This is a genomic window from Desulfallas sp. Bu1-1, assembly GCF_015594625.1.
In the GTDB taxonomy this organism is placed as follows: Bacteria; Bacillota; Desulfotomaculia; order Desulfotomaculales; family Desulfallaceae; genus JADNRQ01.
On record NZ_JADNRQ010000015.1, the window covers coordinates 12,412 to 34,566 of the forward strand.

The window sequence follows — 22,155 nt, forward strand, 5'->3', positions numbered from 1 at the left end:
TCATGGACGGGACAGTGGATTTAACTGTGGAAAAAACACGGGAACGCAAGTTCAACCCGGGTCAATTTTTAGCGAAGTATAACCTTTTGATTTTGCTAATTGTGTTTATCAGTATAGCCGCAACGCTATCGCCCAAATTTTTAACCGTGCAAAACTTTCTCAACCTGCTGCAGCAGTCCTCGGTTACCGGCATTATCGCCGTTGGGATGACTTTTGTCATCATAGTCGCGGGGATTGACCTTTCGGTCGGGTCGGTGGTGGCCCTGGCCGGGATGGTGGTTGCGGTGCTGATCAGCAGCGGGTGGGGTATTCCCACGGCCATTATAGCGGCATTGGGTGTGGGAGCCGTACTTGGTTTTATCAACGGTTACGTGAGCACCAAGTTCAATATGCCGGCTTTTATCGCCACTCTGGCCATGATGGTTTCCGCCCGCGGCCTGGCGCTGCTGGTGACCGACGGCAAGCCTGTATTCGGCCTGCCCGAGCCCTTCAGTTTCCTGGGGGCGGGATTTATTGGCCGGTTTCCGGTGAGCGGCCTGCTCTGGATTGCGCTGACGGTCCTGGCCGCGCTGGTTTTAAAATACACTCCCTACGGGCGTAATCTCTATGCCGTGGGCGGCAATCCCGAAGCAGCGCACCTGTCGGGCGTGCGGGTGCATCGTCATTTAATTTCCGTCTATGTGATTTCCGGCTTTCTGGCAGCCCTGGCGGGCGTGGTGCTGGCATCCTGGTTGACCGTGGGCCAGCCCACCGCTGCCAAGGGGGCGGAACTGGACGCCATTGCCGCGGTGGTTTTGGGCGGTACCAGCCTGTTCGGCGGCACGGGCGGTGTCGGGGGCACCTTTATCGGTGTGCTGTTGATGAGCATTATTACCAATATTTTTAACCTGTTGGGCCTGGCTTCTTATTACCAGCAAATTTTCATGGGCGTGATTATTGTTCTGGCCCTGATCCTGAACCGGTTCGTGGTGGGCAAAAACGCCTGATGATTTATCCAACAATCAAGCCGGGGGGGTGACAAATGCACAGGGAACTGTTTGCGCAGGTTTGTTCGTCATGATTTTGTAAAGTTTATGTCAAGCTCAAGGAGGTAGGTTAATATGCAAAAATCCCGCTTGTTTATCGGATTGGCCCTGTTGTTGGCCCTGGTTTTTGTTGTTGCCGGTTGCGGCGGCGAAAAGACGACGCCGGATTCCGGCTCCGGTGATAAAGGGGATAAAGTTGTAATCGGTTTTTCCCAGGTTACTCTGGATTCGCCTTTTTATGTTTCGCTGATGGATGCGGCCAGGGCGGAAGCGGAAGCCAGGGGCGCCGAGTTGATCTATGTGGATGCCCAAAATGATATTGAAAAGCAAAACAATGATGTTCAGGATTTAATTACCAAGGGAATCGACGTTTTAATCCTGAACCCCGCCAACCCTACCGGGGTAAATCCAGCATTGCAGGCGGCCAAACAGGCCAATATTCCCGTAATTACCGTGGACCGTCCCACCGAAACCAAAGTGGCCACTTTTGTCGGGAGGGACAACAAGAAAATGGGTGAACTTGCCGGGGAGGAAGCCGTGAAGCTGCTGGGCGGCAAAGGCAAGGCCAAGGGTAAGATTATTGAACTCCAGGGCGATGCCGGCGGCAAAGTGATGATGGATCGCCGCGACGGGTTTCACGCGGTGGTGGACCAGGAACCCGGCATTGAAGTAATACAGGGACCTTATTGCGACTACGTGAGATCCAAGGCCGTCAAGGCGTTCCAGGATTTGTTGCAGGCCCATCCCGATGTGGACTTGGTGTACGCCCATAATGACGACATGGCCCTGGGCGCGTTGCAGGTATTGCAGCAGAATGGTTTGGCCGGTAAAGTGAAGATTGTCGGCATTGACGGCTTGATGGAAGCGATCAAGGCTATTGAAGCCGGCAATTACGACGTCACGGTATTGAACGATCCGCAACTACTGGGTAAAATGGCCGTTGATACCGCTCTGGGTGTGCTGGAAGGCAAGGAATATCCAGAATTTATTGATGCCGGAACGGGTTTGATCAACAAGGACAACGCCGCCCGGTATATTGACGATAACCTGGTTTTTGCGGCGGCCAAATAATAAATTTAAGAGTACAAAAGGAGTAAAAACCGTGAAAATCACAAGAAACGAGCTGGCCGGGATGATCGACCACACCTTGCTGAAGCCGGTGGCCACCCGGGAAGATATCATCAAGCTATGCGCTGAAGCCCGGGAGTATGGTTTCGCTTCCGTTTGCGTGAACCCGTTTTTTGTATCGCTGGCCGCCGGGCAGTTAAAAGGTTCGGGTGTGCTGGTATGCACAGTAATCGGTTTCCCCCTCGGCAGCACTTCCACCGCCGTTAAAGCCTTTGAGGCCGGGGAAGCCGTTAAAAACGGCGCCCGGGAAGTCGATATGGTGATCAATATCGGCGCCCTGAAGGAGCGGCGCGCGGGTGTTGTTCTGGAAGACATCCGGGCAGTGGTGGAAGCGGCCCGGGCGCATGACCCCGCGGCGATTACCAAGGTGATTATTGAAACTTGTTATTTGACCCGGGAGGAAAAGATACTGGCTTGCCAGCTGGCCGGGCAAGCCGGAGCGCATTTTGTCAAAACCAGCACCGGTTTTGGCGACGGTGGCGCAACGGTGGAAGACATTGCGCTGATGCGCGAAACCGTTGGACCTGGGATGGGCGTCAAGGCCTCCGGTGGAATTAAAAACGCCCGGCAGGCCCTGGCGATGATCCAGGCGGGCGCCAACCGGATCGGCGCCAGCGCGGGTGTGGACATTATTAAAGAAATGGAGTAAAAAACAATCCAGGACCATCGCCTTATGGTGATGGTCTTGGATTGTAAGGAGGTATCCTGATGAGCAAACTCAAGGTGGCTATTAACGGTTTTGGTCGCATCGGGAGAAACGTATTGCGGGCCGCCCTGAACAAGGGATTCTTGTCGGACCGGGATGCAGCGCTGGAATTTGTGGCCATTAACGATTTAACCGATCCGGCTACGCTGGCCCATTTATTCAAGTACGACTCGGTGCACGGCTGTGTGCCGGCAGAGGTAAGCGTAACAAATGAGGGCATCGTGATCAACGACCGGGAAATAAAGGTATGCGCCGAAGCCGATCCCGCACATTTACCCTGGGGACGGTTGGGGGTGGACGTGGTGGTGGAATCAACCGGGCGCTTTCGCAGCGCGGCAAAAGCCCGCAGTCACCTGGCAGCGGGGGCCCGCCGGGTGGTTATCACCGCCCCCGCCAAAGACGAGGACATCACCGTTGTGATGGGGGTAAACCATCATTGGTATGATCCCGCAAAGCATTACATCATTTCCAACGCCTCATGCACCACCAACTGCCTGGCGCCGGTGGCCGGAGTGTTGCACGAGCGGTTTGGCATTACCCGGGGGCTGATGACCACCGTGCACTCCTACACCAATGACCAGCGCATTTTGGATCTGCCCCACGGGGACCTGCGCCGGGCCAGGGCCGCGGCCATGAACATCATTCCCACCAGTACCGGTGCGGCCAGGGCCGTGGCACTGGTTTTGCCCGAACTAAAAGGGAGATTGAACGGCATGGCCGTGCGGGTACCCACCTCCAACGTATCGATGGTGGATTTTGTGTGCGACCTGGCGAAGCCGGCCACCGCGGAGGAAATCAACGGCGCGCTCCGGGAAGCGGCCGCGGGCGACCTGCAAGGTATCCTGGATTTCACCATGGAGCCGCTGGTATCCCGGGACTTCAGCGGCAACCCACATTCCTCCATCGTGGACGGGCTCTCCACCATGGTGATCGAGGGGACCATGGCCAAGGTGGTGGCCTGGTACGACAACGAATGGGGTTATTCCAGCAGGGTTCTGGACCTGATCGCCTATATGGCCAGCAGGGAAAGCTAAAAAGCATTTTCTAATTACTGAGATGCGCTTATTTTAAAGAGGAAACCCGGGTGATCCGGGTTTTTTTGATGCTGTTGACAAACTCAACGTTTATAACCTTTATTATGCATCCGGCATGGGCGATTATTAAGGGCGAAGATCCCCTGGGTTAGCAGACATCAACGTCGGGTGATACATTGCCCGAAAGATTACCAGATGCAAAATTAATAAAATTTTTTAAAATAAAGGAATTTTTAATTAAGAAACAAATTTTTAAAATATATAATAAATAAAATGGGAGGATGAAGGTGTTAGTAATCAATTCATCGTACGATGGCATATGGATTACTGACCATAAAGGAAAAACTTTAAGGTAATGGTTGGCATGTGCATGAAATGGTTGGCGTCATAATTCTGTTTAAGATGATAAGTTGGCGTTATATTGGTTGCGCTGATTTCGATGAGTTTTATGTTATCAAGTTATGTGAGTGGTTATACAATATCTCGGATAGCACGTTAAATAATTTTAAACAATGGCGAGGGAGGCAACAATATGACTAAACATACAATAAAGGTTGATACTACAGTTAAAAAAAATGATCTAATGATCCAATCTAAAATATTTGGCGAGGAATTGAGATTATATAAAGAAAAATGGTTGGAAGTTTTTTTAGTCGGGGACGTTCTTTACGATGGGATATACATTATAGACAATAATGGTACTGTAATCTCTGTTAATAAAGCTTTTATAAAAATGACCGGAATTACCGAAGAGGAAATAATAGGTCAAAGTGTAAAGTTATTGGTAAAAAAAGGAATTTTTACAAAACCAGCTAGTCTAATGGCATTAAAAAAAAGAGAAAAGATTTCCATTATAACTAATATTAATAACCAAAAAATAGTAGCCACAGCCAACCCAATTTTTAATGAAATTGGTGAAGTAGTACAAGTACTCACGGTATTAAGAGATGTCACTTATTTGATAAAACTACACGAGAAACTTGAATACTCTGAGAAACTAACTAAAAAATATATTAGCGAACTAGATTATTTGCGCAAAAGAGATTTAGACCAAAGTAGATTAATAGGCAAAAGTTCAAGCATTAGTCAAATTAAGGAAGTTATTAATCAGGTTGCCCAGACAGATGTTACTGTTCTTATTACAGGAGAAACAGGTGTTGGTAAAGAAATCGTTGCTAATGAAATACAAAGAAACAGTACAAGGAAAGACTCTCCTTACATTAAAGTAAATTGCGCAGCAATTCCAGATACTTTATTAGAGTCTGAATTATTTGGTTATGAAAAAGGAGCATTTACCGGCGCACAAAATAAAGAGAAGTTAGGGTTGTTTGAAATAGCAAACTCGGGAACGATTCTTTTAGATGAAATAGGTGAAATGCCAATTAAGTTGCAGTCAAAACTTCTACGCGTTTTACAGGAGAAAGAAATCATTCGTCTCGGTGGGACAAAACCAATAAAGCTTGATATACGGTTAATTGCGGCAACTAATCAAAAATTAGAGGAACAGGTAAAAAATGGGTTGTTCAGGCAAGACCTCTATTATAGATTAAACGTAGTTCCAATTCACGTACCTCCCCTACGTTCGAGACTGGAAGATATACCATTATTGGTTAATCATTTTTTACATAAATACAATGAAAAATATAAGAAAGACAAGTATGTAGATTCTTCTGCAATAGAGATAATGCAACAATATGACTGGCCGGGAAATGTCAGAGAATTAGAACACGTTGTCGAGCGACTTGTCGTTATCGTTACTGATCCGGAAATCAGGGCCGATCATATAATTAAAATTATAGATAATAAAAAATTACCCTCGGTTTACTTTGATAAAAGCAATTTAACTTTAAAAGAAGCCGTTCGCATGGTTGAAAGACAAATGATCCAAAGTGCTTTAAAAACCTATGGTAGCACCCATAAAGCCGCACGTGCATTGGGTGTTAGTCAACCCACTGTGTTGCGGAAAGCAAAGGAGCTTGGCGTAACTGCAGAGTGATGCGAATTTGTATTAGGCAGCGATACAATAATGTATTGGCAGGAAAAGTGCAAAATAGGCACTTTTCCTTTTTTTATTAAAATAAAACAATACAATAATATATCAAGATTTAAACCTAATGGATTGAAATCCCATACCTGGCAGGCATTGTTTGATTAGCGCGGTTATTGCAAATATGTTATCAATATTTGATTCTGACATTACTGTGGTAAGGGGAAGATATCGAATGGTTGATGTCATCGCCGGCAGTGAACAAATGATCGGAGTTACAGATCAGGCAAGTTCATTAAGTATGGAATCTTTCTGCAATGCAAGGCACTGTCGGAATTGATGTACAATATATGACTCTTTTAATTTCGCTGAACGATAAGAGATTGATTCACTAATATTTCACCTATGCAGGATTGACTCAGTTATAATCTAGTTATTGTCTTGGAGATATGAAAATATGATTCAAGAGAGACTCAAGAAAATTATTTTAGATGCTTAAAATTCTAAATATTTCAATGTTTTTGATTGGCATAAATATTGCGAGAAAAATAACAGAAGGGTAAGGGATTAGTCCAGGTCCTTCTAGATACTTTCAGCAAGACAGGGAAAGGTTTACGACCCTTACTACAACTCGTTCAGCAAGCTTACTCACTATTCCAGAATTTTTTACTGATTTACGAGTAGTGCCGGATATACTTCAGCCCATTATCCAAATGCAGGTGTAAAGTCCTCCCTTTAAGGACTTAGAAGCAGTAAGTAGGACTTTCTGATAATGGAAGGGGTGATGAACAGGTTTAATTTAATAATAGCTATGCAGTGTACAGCCCCATGAGTAACGATGGATACACGAAAAAGAATTAGAAGGAGGCCGAAAAAATGAATTGGGATAAAGTATATGATATCGTGTTTGTCGGCGCTGGAACCGCTGGATTAGCCGGTGCGATTCAGGCAGTTAAAAATGGCGATAAAGTCCTGATATTAGAAATGGCAAAACCAGGTGAATTTCGCAGCAGTATGTCAGTAATCGCAGGAGTTATGGACTTCCCGGGAACAAAATATCAGAAAGCAAAAGGTATCGAAGATTCTCCCGAACTGTATACTGCCGACCTCGTGAACAATTGTGGAGGAGATTACGATCTTTGCAAAGCAATGACCGAACGATTACACAAGACCTTGGACATGGTTGAAAATGACCTGGGTCTGGTTCCTAAAGATGTTATCGGCGGATGGGGCCACAGTGTGGGAAGATGTCACTTATTTGATGGACCCAAGGTTTTAAGAAGACTTGAAGAAAAAGCTTTGGAATTAGGAGTCGAAATCGCATGGGAAACTCCTGGAAAAGAACTGGTTTATGATAAGACGCTGGGAGTTCTCGGAATAATAGCCGAAAACGCCGGGCAAGAGGTAGCTGTCAAAGCAAGAAAAGGCGTTGTCCTTTGTACAGGCGGCTTCGGGTATAACAAGAAATTGTGTAAAGAGTTCGGACCTGACCACCTGCAAGACCTAATCAGACTCATGCCTCCCACTCATACCGGACTTGGACTGGAAATGGCCTTGAAGATAGGTGCCGCAACCAGGGACATCAAACATGCTCTAAAATGTTCTCTGCCGACATGTATTCATACTCTGGCCGATACCTCAATTCAGTACCTTGGAGGTATAGTAGTAAACAAGAGTGCTAAGAGATTTATTCGCGAAGATACCTGGTACGGATATTTGGGAGATGCAGGCGCGAAACAACAAGACGGCATTTACTATATCATTTATGATGATGCTATAAGATCAAGAGCAAAAAAAGATTTTCCCACCTGGCTCAGACATAAAGAGTTCAAAGGTGATACCATTGAAGATCTGGCAAAAGAACTTAAGCTGGATCCCAAAGCTCTCAAGGCGACAGTGGACAACTATAATAAAATGGCCGCGGCCGGAAAAGACACTGAATGTGGGAGAACCACCCTTGATGGAAACTTCGGAAGTCCTATTCCCGTTGACAAGGCGCCCTTCTATGGCATGGAATGCAAGCCTTCCACAACCTCCTTTAAAGGCGGCATAAGAATAGATACTTTAAACAGAGTTTTGGATTGGGACGGCTATGTAATTCCGAGGCTTTATGCCGCAGGGGAGGTAACGGGAGGTTACTTTGGAAAAGGCGGATACATCTGGGGAACAATGACAGTAATGGGAATGACCTGTGGCGCGATAGCAGCTGACGATGCTCATAAGAATAAACCAATGTAAGAACTTGGGTGTACGAGTTTGCGATGTGATAAAGGAAGATGAAGGGGTAGCATCGAGCTGCCCCTCTCCCTTACCAAGAGATTAGCGGTTAATGAGGAGGATGATGAAATGAGAAGGGATATCGAATTCATTAGCAATGGGGATAAATGCCGCGGTTGGCTTATCACACCTGACGAGGGGAAGGGACCATTCCCAACAGTAATCATGGCTGGCGGTTGGTGTTACGTAAAGGAAATAGTCATGCCTAATTATGCCGAGTATTTTGTGCGTAATGGTTTTGCAGCGTTATTATTTGATTACCGCAACTTCGGTGTTAGCGACGGCAGCTTGAGGCAACATCTAAACCCCTGGTGGCAGATTGAAGATTATAGAAATGCTATAAGTTTTGCAGAAAAACTACCTGAGGTGGATTCAGATCGTATTGCCGTGTGGGGAATATCATACAGCGGCGGCCACGTTCTGATAGTAGGGGCTTTAGATCCAAGAGTCAAGTGTATATTATCAACCATTCCTGTTGTTGATGGCTTTGAAAACATGAGACGTTCACACGGAGAAAGGAGGTTTGAAGATCTCCAGGAGTTTCTTTTAGAAGATAGAAGAAAGAGGTTTGAAGATGAGAGCAAAAGAGGTTATATGCCTTTTTCCTCACCCAAGCCGGAAGAGGAGCTCAGTGTGTGGCCTTATCCGGAGATAGGTGAGGTTTTCATGGAACACAAAAGAAAGGTAGCCCCTTTGCATGAGCATTGGAACACCGTAGAATCTTTAGAACTTCTATTGACTTATACTGTATTTCCCTATGTGCATAGGATTGTAAATACTCCTACAATGATGGTAGTGGCTGAAGGTGATAATATCACTCTTTGGGATCTTGAAATTGAAGCCTTCCGTCAAATCAAATCTCGGCGGAAAAAACTTTTTGTCATTCCAAAGACAACTCATATGACCCTTTATAAAGATATGAATAGGCTCGAAATAGTGGCAAGTGAGCAAGCGTCATTTCTAAATGAATGGTTAATAAGACCGTATAAATAAACCAGCTTAATTCCCATAGTATTAGAAGGGTATATATCCGAAAGCGTCAAATAAACCCCACCTTCCCTTTTTGGACCGGTGGGGTTTACATTAACTTTATACAGTTACCCGACAACTACTTAAATGTAAGGAATGATGGCATATTAACAAGGACGAAATTGAAGATATTGAGAAATTATGTTTACAAATGCAAGCTATTGGTTTAAAGAGATCTCAAATAGATAAAATTATAAATGATAGCTTATCTGGTAAGACCTGGGATAATTTAAATGATGATGAAAGGTCAAAAATATTAATCTCACTCAAAAAACGTATCTTATTTGCCCGTAAGTTAATAGCATTTCTGAGTTGTCCCGATTGTCGATGTTGATAGAGTGTGTTGGCATTGCCCCTAATTTGATAATTCATAATAAATTGTTGATCAGGAGTGGTTAATGGTGTTAGTACAGGAGATTGTTAGTGAGGCCAAGATTGTTTTGTCTCCTGACACATCCATTAATGTTGCCCTGAAAGAATGCATTGATAAAGATTTTTATATGGCACCGGTTGTAGATAATAATAAGTTTTATGGGATGTTCAAAATATCTTCCGTCTTCAAGTTTGAAACAACAAAGCTTAAAAAGACTGTAAAGGATGTGATGGACTCATCTTGTCCCGTTGTATTGAAGGATACGCTGGTTTCAGAAATACCAAGGGATTTTTGTTTATTTCTTCCTGTAATTGATCATGATAATAATTACCTTGGTATAATATCCACAGCTGATATCCTGAACTCTTTTGAAGAAAGTATACATTATAGCCTTTCCAGCCTGCGCTCGCTTATTGATTCCACCAACAACGGCATTATAGCAATAGATAAACGCGGGGTAATTACTATTTTTAATACCTCGGCCAGACGTATACTGGGGATAAGTGACAGTAATGTTATAGGTAAATATATAATAGATGTTCTTCCTAAAACCAGGCTTCCATGGATATTAAAAACAGGTAAACCCGAATTTAATGTAAAGACGGAATTTGAGCCGGCCAAAAAGCTTTTTGCCAACTATTCCCCAATTATGAATAATGGTGAATTAATAGGCGCGGTGGCGGTTTTTCAGGATTTTAGCGAACTTGAAAGTGTCTCGGAAGAGTTGAACAGGGTAAAAAGCTTAAATAAACAATTAGATGCAATTATCAATTCATCGTATGATGGCATATGGATTACTGACCATAAAGGAAAAACTTTAAAGGTAAATGACGCCATTGAAAGGATAACGGGATTGTCCAGGGATGAGTGTATCGGCCGGTATATGAGGGATATGGAACTTGACGGTACTGTTGATGAATCGGTAACGATGAAAGTTCTAAATGAAAAGAAGTCAGTTACGCTGGTTCAAAACGTGAGTACCGGCAGGCAGACCATAGTCACCGGGAATCCTGTTTTTGATGATGAGGGCAACATTATCTATGTTGTAACCAACGTAAGAGATATCACAGAACTAAGCAAGCTGAAAGAAAAATTAATTCAGGCCAAAGATTTAACTAATCGTTATAAGAATGAGATTAATGAATTAAAATTGAAATTGGTACAACAGGAGGATATAATAGCCCGAAGTAAATTGATGCAAAACATTCTGGATTTGGTTTCCAAAGTATCTATGGTGGATTCTACTGTTTTAATAACAGGTGAATCCGGTGTGGGTAAAGAGGTTGTAGCCAGGCTGGTACACCGGCTCAGCGCTAGGAATGAACAGGGAAGGTTTGTTACGATTAACTGCGGAGCCATACCTGAAAATCTTTTAGAATCCGAGTTATTTGGTTATGAGAAAGGAGCTTTTACCGGAGCTAAAAAAGAAGGTAAGCCCGGGTTATTTGAAGTAGCGGATAAAGGGACCCTCTTTTTGGATGAGGTATCCGAATTGCCCCTGGAAATGCAGGTTAAGCTTTTGAGGGTGTTGCAGGAACAGGAGATAATGAGGATTGGAGGGGTGAAAACAGTAAAGGTGGATGTAAGGGTTATTGCAGCCACCAATAAAAACCTTTTCAATCTCACACATGAGGGAAAATTCCGTGAAGATTTATATTACCGGTTGAATGTAATTCCAATTGATATTCCGCCGCTGAGGAAAAGGCCGGAAGATATTTCAGCCCTCATCAGTCATTATCTTTATAAATTTAATAATAAGTTTAAAACCAAAAAGGTTATTTCCTCGGAAACGGTTGACTATTTGTTAAATTATTCCTGGCCCGGCAATGTGCGGGAACTTATTAACATATTAGAAAGGTTAATTATTACCACGCGTGGTGATTTAATAACTTTTTCAGACTTACCGGCACATATTAAAACTTCGACGCATGTAAGCGGAGCAACAAAGAAGCAGGAATTTATACCTCTCAAGGAAGCCCTGGAACAATATGAACGTGAAATTATCGCATCGGCCATGGAAGTGTACGGTAGTACCAGAAAAGTGGCTAAAATGCTGGGAGTTAGCCAGTCCACGGTTTCCCGCCGGGTTAGGAAGTTAATTTCCAATTAACGCTCTGTACCTACCTCGGTTTGATGGACACGTAAATAGCTGGTCTTCGGTTGCCATTTACCGACAACTACGTGACCAATACGGTTTTAAGGGATCGGAAAGAACGGTACGAGCATACGTCCTCCGCCGCAAAAAGAACTCCGTGATGAAGCACAAGAGAAGTACTTGTGGTTGGAGCACCCACCCGGACAAGCCTAGCTGGATTTCGGGACGAGCCACATGGTATGGGATGGAGTACTGAGGGAAATCAAGTATTTGGCGTTCTCCTTCTCGTACAGCGATGCCAGTTTTTGCGTACCGTTGCCTAGCGAAAGTACGGAATGCTTGCTCTACGCTATGACCCAGGTTTTCGAGAGCAACGTCCATAATGAGGTGTAAGTTTTCTGGCAAGTTATAATTTTCCGGTAGTGATATTTTTTGACAAACTAATATCCGTATTATTTTGGCGTTTCAAAACTGGTTCATTGAGTCAAAACTGACTCGATAAGCTGGTTATTTTTTTTAAAAAGTTTATAAAGTGACTCAATTATGACTCAATGTATATTTTTAAAATCGTAATTTTCATTGTATTGCGAAGGTTTGAAAATGGCATGCAATTTGCGTGAAAAAGATTATGGTTATTGTAGCTCTACATCAAGGAAAGGAGGCAAGAAAAGCATGGAAACGTTTTTAGGTATTCCCTTAAAAGGTTGGCCTACCATTGCTCTATGGATCCTCGTCATCATCATTCCATGGACGTATTCCCTATACTTTTTTAAGCAGATTGACCGTTCAGGGGTAGAACGATGGGGCGCTAAAACCGCAGACAAGGAGCAATTAATTAACAATTTATCAGTTCGATAAAAAGTGAAAGGAGTGATTAAACGTGAATACGGTGCAGGTTACGGTTTTTATCTTATATTTTCTCTTATTAATTTACTTTAGCAGGCAGGGTTATAAAAAATCAGCCACTCTTGACGATTTTACAGTAGCAGGGTGGAGCATGGGGTTAATAATCAACGTGGCTACTTTTACTGCTACCTGGGTTAGTGCAGCATCTGTGCTAGGTGTACCAAGCATGCTTTATAGTGTGGGTTTTGCTGCAATCACCGGCTGGTTCGCCGGCTGGTTTTTTGCAAATGCTCTTATGCCAATTTTGGCTTATAAAATAAGAAGACCTGAATTTCCTGTGAGGACTATTCCTGAATTTATGAGATTACGTTATGAACCATTTGCAGAGAAGAGTTGCATCCAGGCAATAGCTTCTTTAACAATGATAGCCGGTTATCTTATTTATGTCACAATTCAAATTAAAGGTTTAGGTATGATAATTGCAACGCTTACAGGTATCCCTTATGAGGTAGGTGTATTCATTTTTGCTATCTTCATACTTATCACAGTATTTGGAGGAATGTGGTCAGTAGCTACCACCGACCTGTATAATACTGGCATAATTGTATTTGGCTTAATTATAGCTGCAATAGCGATTTTACCTCAGGTTGGTGGCTGGTCTGAAATGTTTGCCAAAGCTATGGAAATTTCTACACCTGCTGTGGTTGGAGGTAATCCTACCCCGGCGGGAGGCTTGCTGGATCCATTGGGTACTTTTACTCTTTCAGCTATGGTCGGAATATTTATTTCAAACTCTTTAGGCGCATCGGTTGCTCCCCATTGGCCTACGCGTTTGTTGGCAGCAAAAAACTTAAGAACAGCCGTTCTTACTCCCCTAGTATCTACATTTATAATTGCTGTTGTTTTTATTTGCTTGTTGATTTTAGGTGTCGGGGCTCGGGTTCTTGTTCCTACTATGCCCGATGGTAAAGCTACAGACTGGGTTATGCCCATGCTAATTTCGCAGTTTATGCATCCAGTTATTGCTGGTGTAATGTTAGCTGCAATATTCGCAGCAGCCCTTTCCACCGCTAACGCCATGACACTACATAACGCGTTAGCAATAACTTACGATATGATTCGCAACCTGAGCCACAAAACAATAAGCGATAAAACTCTGATAAATATGACTAAAATAACGCTGGTAATCCTGGGAATAATAGCAATCATTCTAGCCCTCAATCCCCCCGCGTTTATAGCCATGGCTGCCGCATACGTTTTCGGCCTTTTCGGTGGAACTTTTATCGCCCCGATGTACTTAGGCCTGTATTGGAAAAAGGCCAATAAATTGGGAGGTTACTTGGGCTCCATAGTTGGTGGCTTAACTTATGTGATCACCAACTATCTGATCACAATCAAGGCGATGCCCGGTACTATTCCGGCAATCGTCCTGGCAGTGGCTGCATCTGCTCTTTGCATCGTCATAACTGCTTATGTTTCTCCGCCGCCCCCGAAAGAGGCTTGGGAACCTTATTTTGAGCCGGAAATCAGCGAAAATACCAGGCAGGTTATATTTAAGGCTATGAAAAATATGGCAAAATAAGTGTTTTGACCTTTCAGGTAACGTTTAAACCGGAAACGGTTTAATGTAACATTCAGCGGAGGTGTTAAGGTGACCATTTTAGAAATTTTTCAAAAGGGTGGTAAAAACCGGCTTAACCACCCGGCTATTCTTGAACAACAAAAAGCTACGACTTATCGCGAGTTATATGAAATCGTAAACAAGCTTAGTAACGGTTTGAGCTTGCTAGGAGTGAAAAAGGGAAGTAAGGTTGCCCTGTACCTGCCTAACACCCGGGAGTTTATCCAAAGTTATTATGCAGTGCTGCAGCTGGGTGCGGTGGTGGTTCCCATCAACGTGCTGCTTCGCTCGGAGGAAATAAATTATATTGCCAGCCATTCGGATACCGAAGTTGTGATCACCAGCAGTGAACACTACCCCGAAGTAGAAAAGGGATTGAAAGGTTTGAAGGGAGTTAAACACGCTATTGTCTCCGGCCTGGATAAAGAGGGTATTGTTAATTTTGAAAAACTGGTTTCGGAATCGCCTGATTCTTCTTTTCAATATAAGGTTGAAGATGATGATGTCGCAGTAATAATCTACACTTCCGGTACCACGGGCAAACCCAAAGGAGCCATGCTGACACATAATAATATCAGCTCCAATGTTGTAACCTTTAATGATATTATGCGGGGGACTCCGGATGACAAAATGATTACAGTATTGCCCTTGGCGCACATTTTTGGCCAAACCTGCGTCATGAATACATGCATATATAACGGTGGAACCCTCATCCTGCACCAGCGATTTGAACCCGTTGAAATAATGAAGTCCATTCAGAATAACAAGGCAACGGTGTTCACGGGAGTTCCCACCATGTATTCCTACATTATAAACCATCCGGATGCATTAAAATACGATTTAAGAAGCCTGCGCCTTAGTATTTCCGGTGGGGCGCCTATCCCGGTGGAGGTGCTAAATAAATTTGAAAGTATGTATAACTGTGTCATTATTGAAGGCTACGGTTTGTCGGAAACCTCGCCGGTCAACGCGTTTAACACCATTGAAGGTCCTCGAAAGCCCGCTTCCACGGGCATAGCCATTAATGGTGTGGAAGTAAAAATATTTGACGAACAGGATAACGAAGTGCCGACAGGCGTAGTGGGAGAAATAGTTGTCAAGGGTCCCAATGTAATGAAGGGTTACTATAAAGACCCCGAAGCCACAGCCCTGGCCATGCGGGGTGGCTGGTTCCATACCGGGGACATGGCTTACAAGGATGAAGATGGCCATATATTCATTGTGGATCGTAAAAAAGATATGATCCTCAAGAGCGGTTACAACGTTTACCCGCGGGAAGTTGAAGAAGTACTTTATACTAACCCCAAGGTGGCTGGGGCTGCTGTTATTGGCGTGCCTGACGAGCTTAAGGGCGAGGAAGTAAAAGCCTTCGTGGTGCTCAAAGAGGGAGAGACAGCCACCGAGGAAGAAATCAGGCAATATTGCAGGTCAAAGATAGCCCCGTATAAGACACCTCGCTATATAGAATTCCTGGATGCGCTGCCTATGGGATCCACGGGTAAAATCCTGCGGCGGCAGTTGCGTGACATTGAATTATCCAGAACAAAAAAGTGAGGTGGCCGGATAATGAAGCTTAAAGATAAGGTTGCGTTGGTAACAGGTGGCAGCAGGGGTATCGGCAGGGCGATATGCCTTGCTTTTGCGGCCCAGGGGGCGATAGTGGCAGTAAATGCCACTACCTTTGAGGGAGCGGATAAAACCGCGGAGGAAATCCGCCAACAGGGAGGACGCGCCATAGCCGTAAAAGCTAACGTTGCCGATCCGCAGGATGTCAATGCCATGGTCGAGAAGGTGGTTTCCGAATTTGGCCGGCTGGATATACTGGTAAACAATGCCGGGATCTCCATGGCCAAACCTTCGGCGGAAATTCCCCTGGAAGACTGGAATCGCGCCATAGATATAGATTTAAACGGAGTATTTTACTGCAGCCAGGCGGTAGGAAGGCAGATGATCAAACAGAAAAGCGGCAATATCATCAACATGTCTTCCATGTACGGGCTGGTGGTGGCCCCGGGCCGGGCGGCTTATTCCACCAGCAAGGGCGGCATCAACGCCATGACCAAAGTGTTGGGTGTGGAGTGGGCCAAGGATAACATCCGGGTAAACGCCATTTGCCCGGGTTATATTGTGACGGAGTTGGTAACAGACCTTATCGATAAAGGAATTCTCGATGAAGTAAAACTTAGCAAGCGTTGTCCCATGGGGCGGCTGGGGAATGTTGATGAAGTGGCAAAAGTGGCCGTATTTCTGGCTTCCGATGATGCAAGCTATATAACCGGCCAGACTATTGTAGTGGACGGCGGCTGGTCGGTTTACGGTTATATTACCGATTAAGGATGGAGGGTTTAAATATGGAAGTTAAAACTATCACCGTAATAGGAGCTGGCCTTATGGGTTCGGGCATTACTCAAGTTGCGGCCCAGGCCGGGTATAAGGTAAACATACTTGATATCAGCCAGGAGTTTGTTGACCGGGGGGTTGCGGGCATAAACAAACTGCTCCAAGGTAAGGTTAACAAAGGTAAATTGTCCGAAGAAGAAAAAGAACAGATTATGGCCCGCATTGTTCCGGGGACGAATCTAGAAGTGTGTTCCGAGGCGCAAATGGTTATTGAAGCTATACCCGAGAAGATGGACCTGAAAAAGGATATGTTCAAAAAAATAGATTCTGTAACCAGTGGAGAAACTATTTTAGCCACCAATACCTCTTCGCTTTCCATTACTGAAATAGCTTCGGTAACAAAGAAGCCGCAAAAGGTGGTGGGCATGCATTTCTTCAGCCCGGTTCCGGTGATGAAATTGGTGGAAATAATTCCGGGTCTGGTCACCGAAAAACAAGTTATGGACATTGTTAAAGAAGTGGCTGAGAAAATGGGCAAAACGGTGGTATATGCCAACAACACCCCGGGCTTTATTGTCAACAGGCTACTGGTCCCCATGATGAACGAAGCCTTTTACCTGCTTATGGAGGGCAATAAAAAAGAAGATATTGATCAGGGCATGCTGCTGGGGGCAAACCACCCTATTGGCCCATTACAATTGGCGGACCTGGTGGGAATAGACATACTGCTTCATACCATGGAGTCCCTTTACGAAGGATTTTCCGATTCCAAATACCGTCCCTGTCCCTTGCTGAAAGAATATGTGGCGGCGGGCAAACTCGGACGTAAGACCGGAGAGGGGGTTTATTCCTACCGGTAGCGGTAGATTTTAAGATGGATTACAGAAATATTCTGACTGAGAAAAAAGACTCGTTATTTATAATTACAATCAATAGGCCTGAGACCTTAAATGCTCTAAATGAAGATACCGTGGGAGAACTGGAACACGCTTTTGACCAGGGTTCCGCCGACCCCGGGGTCAGGGTAATCATAATTACCGGCCAGGGAAATAAAGCCTTTGTGGCCGGGGCGGATATAAATGAAATAAGCACGCTGCCCTCGGTGAAGGCGGCCCAGGATAAAAGTACTCGCGGAATTGACATTTTATTTAAAATAGAGCACTGTGACAAGCCGGTGATTATGGCCATAAATGGTTATGCCCTGGGCGGAGGGTGTGAACTGGCCATGGCCGGGGATATCAGGATTGCATCGGATAATGCCAAGTTTGGATTGCCGGAAATCAATCTTGGCATTATCCCCGGCTATGGCGGCACCCAGCGATTACCCAGGCTGGTGGGCAAAGGCATGGCCAAGATGATGATTTTTTCCGGGATGATCATCGATGCCCAAAGGGCTTTTCAAATAGGGTTGGTGGAAAAGGTAGTTCCCGCGGGGCAACTGATGGAGGAAGCCATTTCTCTGGCCAACCTTTTGGCACAAAAACCCCCGGTTGCCCTGGCCATGGCCAAAAGGAGCATTAATGATGGACTGGAAGTGGATCTCAGGCGCGGCTGTGCCATGGAGAGTTCAAATTTTGCCGTGGCCTGCTCAACCGAGGATAGAAGGGAAGGAACCAGGGCTTTTCTGGAAAAAAGAAAACCCCGGTTCAAAGGTTTTTAACAATTAACTGGTCAAGGAGCGATAAAAGAATGACTATAAGGCTTACAGAAGAACAAATCATGCTAAGGAAAATGACCCGGGAACTGGCGCTGGAAAAATTCGCTCCCAGGGCGGCGGAAATAGACCGAACAGGAGAGTTTCCGTGGGATAATGTAAAACTATTGGCTGAGTATGGACTGCTTGGTATTAATGTACCTGAAGAATACGGCGGGGCCGGCTCCGATACTTTAAGCCATGTGATAGCAATTGAGGAGGTAGCTCGGGTTTGTGCCTCCACCTCAGTAATATTAACCACCCAGGCCCTGGCTATAGCCCCGGTATTGCTGGCTGGCACGGTGGAGCAAAAGAAAAAATATCTTACCCCCATGGCCAGCGGTCAGGTCCTGGGAGCCTTTGGCCTCACCGAGCCCGGGGCCGGGTCGGATGCCTCCCGGATCAGCACCACGGCTACCAGGGATGGCGATTACTACGTCTTAAACGGTGTCAAGCACTTTATCACCAACGGGGGAGAGGCGGAAATATACACCGTAGTGGCTATGACTGATAAATCTAAGGGCGTTAGGGGAATCAGCACCTTTTTCGTAGAGAAGGGGACCCCGGGCTTTACTTTTGGCAAGAAAGAAAGTAAAATGGGTATCCGCGGTTCAACAACCAGGGAGCTGATTTTTGAAAATTGCCGGATACCCAAAGAAAACCTCCTGGGCCAGGAGGGAGAGGGCTTTAAAATTGTAATGAAATCAATCGACCATACCCGCACCGGCGTGGCCGCCCAGGCCCTGGGTATAGCCCAGGGGGCTTTGGATGCCGCCCTGGAATATTCCAGGCAAAGAGAACAATTTGGCCAGCCAATCTGTGAATTCCAGGGTATTCAATTTATGCTGGCCGATATGGCCACCCAGATAGAGGCTGCCCGGGCGCTGGTCTACCAGGCGGCCATTGCCATTGATGACCATTCTGAAGAACTCAGTAAAATGTCCGCCATGGCCAAACTGTTTGCCTCGGATACGGCAATGAAAGTCACCATCGATGCTGTGCAAATTTTCGGTGGATACGGCTATACCACTGAATATCCAGTAGAACGCTACATGAGGGATGCCAAAATTACCCAAATTTACGAGGGCACCAACCAAATTCAAAGAATTGTTATAGCACGCAGTCTTATAAAATAAGCTGTGATGCTCTCCGGTTACGGTTATATTGCCCTTTCCCGCAAAGCTATTTGAGTTTTGCTGAAAATATTGTGAGGAGTTATATACAATGAAAGAAAAGCTTCTAAAACAAAAAAACAGCGATGATATAGTTGTGATCAGTGCTACGAGAACTCCGTTTGGAAGGTTTGGAGGTTCTCTTAAAAATATTGACATTTATGATTTAGGCGCTATCGTCATGAAAGATGCTTTAATAAGAATTAATCTGGAGCCGGATAAGATTGACGAAGTATGGTGGGGAATAGGTGATACTACAAATTGTAAAGACCCCTATACGCCAGTGGTGGCAAGACAATCGATGCTTAAAGCAGGTATTCCCCCTGAAAGACCTTCCTGCACTTTTGACAAAGCCTGTGTATCCGCCATGTCAGCTGTAAATTATGGTTCAAGAAGTATCAAATTAAATGAAGCCAAGGTAGTCTTGGCCGGAGGAGCTACGAGCTTTAGCACTGTTCCATATTTAGTAAGAAATCTTAGATGGTCGGGGGTCCGACTTGGGGGATTAAATTTAGAAGATCCTATTTTCCCGCTTGGCTATAAAGATTATGCTCCGGTTGCTGTAGACTCTGGAAATCTAGCTGTTGAATATAATGTATCCAGAGAGGAACAAGATGATTTTGCTTACGAAAGCCATCTAAAATACGGTAATGCCTATAAAGATGGTTTTTTCAAAGATGAAATGATGCCCTTGGAAATAAAAGAAAAGGATAAGAAAGGTAATATTATTTCAGAAAAAGTGTTGGAGATTGACGAGCAATATCGTCCCGATATTGCCAGAGAAGCGCTTGCCAAATTAAAACCGATATTCGGCAACCCTACTTGTACCGCGGGTAATTCGCCCGGAATGAATGATGGAGCTGCCGCTTTAATTTTAACAACAAGAGAACATGCACATGAATTAGGGTGTGAACCTGTTTGTACTATTCTCACAATGTCCACTATCGCTCTTCAACCGCGAATTATGCCTGTGTCACCCGCTTTTGCGATAAAGAAATGTTTGGATAAATTAAATCTAACTATTGATGAAATGGATTTAATTGAGATAAATGAAGCATTTGCTTGTGTGCCATTGATTTCCGCCAAACTTTTAGCAAGTAAAAAGTTTACCAAGGGGAACTATGATGAAATGGTTAGGTTGGTGTCTTCCCAGCCTTTGTTGGATACAGATGATGATAAGTACCAGGCGATCAAGAAAAAATTAAATGTTAATGGTGGAGCTATAGCGATTGGCCATCCGAATACCGCCAGTGGAGCCCGATTAATAATGACTATGGCTTATGAATTAAAAAGGCATGGTGGTGGCATGGGCGTATGTGCTATTTGTGGGGGGCTGACTCAAGGAGATGCGTGTGTAATTAAAGTTGAATAACACCCTCCGAATTGCTCGAAGTGATTGGCGGTCAGCATCATGATAATGTAAAAACGGTGAGGGGTAAAGCGTGGGTATACCATTTGAACAAATAAAAATTGGCGACACTGCTTCCGTATCTAAAACAATAAGTGAAACCGATGTTTATTTGTATGCCGGGATTACCGGAGATTTTAACGGAGTTCACATAAACAAGGAAGCTGCCGCCACTTCAATATTTAAAGAACGAATAGCGCACGGCATGCTGACGGCGGGTCTGATCTCGGCTGTAATCGGCTGCCGGCTTCCGGGAGAAGGAACAATATATCTGTCACAAAGCTTAAAATTTACTTCTCCGGTCAAAATAGGAGATACCGTTACCGCCACGGTGGAGGTAATTGGAAAACAAGAAAATAAAAAACGCCTAACTTTAAAAACTATTTGCACCAATCAGCATGGACAAATAGTCATTGAAGGTGAGGCACTGGTAAAGTGCGGTTAATATTGGATAATATATACAAATTTTGCAACGTCAATGTATTTAAAAATTATAAGACTTAATTATCACATTTTTTTGCCTTGAGGTTGAAATAATTCAGCCTCCAGGCCGTTATATGCTTGAAACCATGAGGAGAGCGGTAAGCCATGGAAAACCTTTTAACTATTGAAAGCGTGGTCAAAATTGCGCCATTTATTAAATTGTTGTTGGGGGATGAGGTAACGGTAGGGGTCTCCGATAGCGAAAAATTTTTGTATTATATTCCTGGTAAAAATTTAGACCACCAGGCAAAGTATGGCGACCCGGTAATACCGGGTAGCCTTACGGACCGTGCGCTGAAGACCGGTATACGCCAGTGCGCGGAGGTGGGGGAAGAGGTTTACGGTGTACCGTATATAGGGCAGAGTGTCAGGATTAATGATGAATCAGGACAAGTAATAGGCGCACTTACCATTTGTGTGCCTATTACACAGGCCAAACAAGTTAAAGAAATGACCGAAAAACTTGAAGGTCTGGTAGGCGGGATTTCCGAAAACACCGCCAGTCTTTCCGCCTCCTCCGAGGAATTGGCGTCCACAACACAAAACCTGGCCAATAATACCCAGCAGATTCTGAATGATGTTATGAAGACAAACGAAATATTGAAATTGATCAATGATATTGCCTCACAGACCCATTTATTGGGCTTAAATGCCGCCATTGAAGCGGCGCGGGTGGGGGAGTACGGCCGGGGTTTCAATGTTGTGGCGGAAGAAATAAGAAAGCTTGCCAACCGTACTAATAATTCCACCAAGGAAATTAATTCCATCATTAATTTAGTTAAAAGTTCAATTGAGTCCCTTTCTGATCAAATCACTGAGATTTCAGCCGTGTCCCAGGAACAAGCGGCATCTACCCAAAAGATAATGGCTTCTATCCAGGATCTGGATAAAATGTGTACTCAACTGGCTGAATTATCAACAGAATTGGTGAAATAAAC

18 protein-coding genes are annotated in these 22,155 nt (G+C 44.6%); all 18 read left to right on the top strand.

Annotation, left to right across the window (positions count from 1 at the left end; all coding sequences use genetic code 11):
• Positions 1–2: 2 nt before the first annotated feature.
• The 18 genes from IT084_RS12765 (at position 3) to IT084_RS12850 (ending at position 22,153) form a co-directional block, all read left to right on the top strand.
• Complete coding sequence (locus tag IT084_RS12765; protein ID WP_195713286.1) at positions 3–986, top strand: ABC transporter permease; 984 nt, start codon at positions 3–5, stop codon at positions 984–986.
• 114 nt (positions 987–1,100) lie between these two features.
• Positions 1,101–2,096, top strand: a complete 996-nt coding sequence (locus IT084_RS12770; protein ID WP_195713287.1) for a substrate-binding domain-containing protein — start codon at positions 1,101–1,103, stop codon at positions 2,094–2,096.
• A gap of 37 nt (positions 2,097–2,133) precedes the next feature.
• Positions 2,134–2,802 (top strand): deoxyribose-phosphate aldolase, encoded by a 669-nt coding sequence (gene deoC, locus IT084_RS12775; protein ID WP_195713339.1) that lies wholly within the window; start codon positions 2,134–2,136, stop codon positions 2,800–2,802.
• 59 nt (positions 2,803–2,861) lie between these two features.
• Entirely contained in the window at positions 2,862–3,893 is a 1,032-nt protein-coding gene (gene gap, locus IT084_RS12780) for a type I glyceraldehyde-3-phosphate dehydrogenase (RefSeq protein ID WP_195713288.1), read from the top strand.
• Between the two features lie 532 nt (positions 3,894–4,425).
• Positions 4,426–5,889 carry a sigma-54-dependent Fis family transcriptional regulator gene (locus tag IT084_RS12785; RefSeq protein ID WP_195713289.1) on the top strand — a complete coding sequence of 488 codons (1,464 nt, stop codon included), beginning with the start codon at positions 4,426–4,428 and terminating at the stop codon, positions 5,887–5,889.
• Between the two features lie 867 nt (positions 5,890–6,756).
• Positions 6,757–8,118 carry an FAD-dependent oxidoreductase gene (locus IT084_RS12790; RefSeq protein WP_195713290.1) on the top strand — a complete coding sequence of 454 codons (1,362 nt, stop codon included), beginning with the start codon at positions 6,757–6,759 and terminating at the stop codon, positions 8,116–8,118.
• Positions 8,119–8,226: 108 nt separating this feature from the next.
• Positions 8,227–9,150 (top strand): alpha/beta hydrolase, encoded by a 924-nt coding sequence (locus tag IT084_RS12795; RefSeq protein ID WP_195713291.1) that lies wholly within the window; start codon positions 8,227–8,229, stop codon positions 9,148–9,150.
• 434 nt (positions 9,151–9,584) lie between these two features.
• Positions 9,585–11,669 carry a sigma-54-dependent Fis family transcriptional regulator gene (locus tag IT084_RS12800; protein WP_195713292.1) on the top strand — a complete coding sequence of 695 codons (2,085 nt, stop codon included), beginning with the start codon at positions 9,585–9,587 and terminating at the stop codon, positions 11,667–11,669.
• Positions 11,670–12,326: 657 nt separating this feature from the next.
• A complete protein-coding gene (locus tag IT084_RS12805; RefSeq protein ID WP_195713293.1) occupies positions 12,327–12,512 on the top strand; it encodes a hypothetical protein in 186 nt (61 codons plus the stop codon).
• 22 nt (positions 12,513–12,534) lie between these two features.
• Entirely contained in the window at positions 12,535–14,082 is a 1,548-nt protein-coding gene (locus IT084_RS12810; protein WP_195713294.1) for a sodium:solute symporter, read from the top strand.
• Between the two features lie 69 nt (positions 14,083–14,151).
• The gene (locus tag IT084_RS12815) at positions 14,152–15,675 is read left to right on the top strand and encodes a long-chain fatty acid--CoA ligase (RefSeq protein ID WP_195713295.1); all 1,524 of its coding nucleotides are present in this window, start codon (positions 14,152–14,154) and stop codon (positions 15,673–15,675) included.
• A 12-nt stretch (positions 15,676–15,687) separates the two neighbouring features.
• Positions 15,688–16,455, top strand: coding sequence for an SDR family NAD(P)-dependent oxidoreductase (locus IT084_RS12820; RefSeq protein WP_195713296.1), 768 nt, complete (start codon positions 15,688–15,690; stop codon positions 16,453–16,455).
• Positions 16,456–16,472: 17 nt separating this feature from the next.
• Entirely contained in the window at positions 16,473–17,321 is an 849-nt protein-coding gene (locus tag IT084_RS12825; protein ID WP_195713297.1) for a 3-hydroxyacyl-CoA dehydrogenase family protein, read from the top strand.
• A 14-nt stretch (positions 17,322–17,335) separates the two neighbouring features.
• The gene (locus IT084_RS12830; RefSeq protein ID WP_195713298.1) at positions 17,336–18,121 is read left to right on the top strand and encodes an enoyl-CoA hydratase/isomerase family protein; all 786 of its coding nucleotides are present in this window, start codon (positions 17,336–17,338) and stop codon (positions 18,119–18,121) included.
• A 29-nt stretch (positions 18,122–18,150) separates the two neighbouring features.
• The gene (locus IT084_RS12835; protein ID WP_195713299.1) at positions 18,151–19,290 is read left to right on the top strand and encodes an acyl-CoA dehydrogenase; all 1,140 of its coding nucleotides are present in this window, start codon (positions 18,151–18,153) and stop codon (positions 19,288–19,290) included.
• Between the two features lie 88 nt (positions 19,291–19,378).
• A complete protein-coding gene (locus IT084_RS12840) occupies positions 19,379–20,698 on the top strand; it encodes a thiolase family protein (RefSeq protein WP_195713300.1) in 1,320 nt (439 codons plus the stop codon).
• 70 nt (positions 20,699–20,768) lie between these two features.
• Complete coding sequence (locus tag IT084_RS12845; RefSeq protein ID WP_195713301.1) at positions 20,769–21,179, top strand: MaoC family dehydratase; 411 nt, start codon at positions 20,769–20,771, stop codon at positions 21,177–21,179.
• Between the two features lie 143 nt (positions 21,180–21,322).
• Complete coding sequence (locus IT084_RS12850) at positions 21,323–22,153, top strand: methyl-accepting chemotaxis protein (protein WP_195713302.1); 831 nt, start codon at positions 21,323–21,325, stop codon at positions 22,151–22,153.
• Positions 22,154–22,155: the final 2 nt, after the last annotated feature.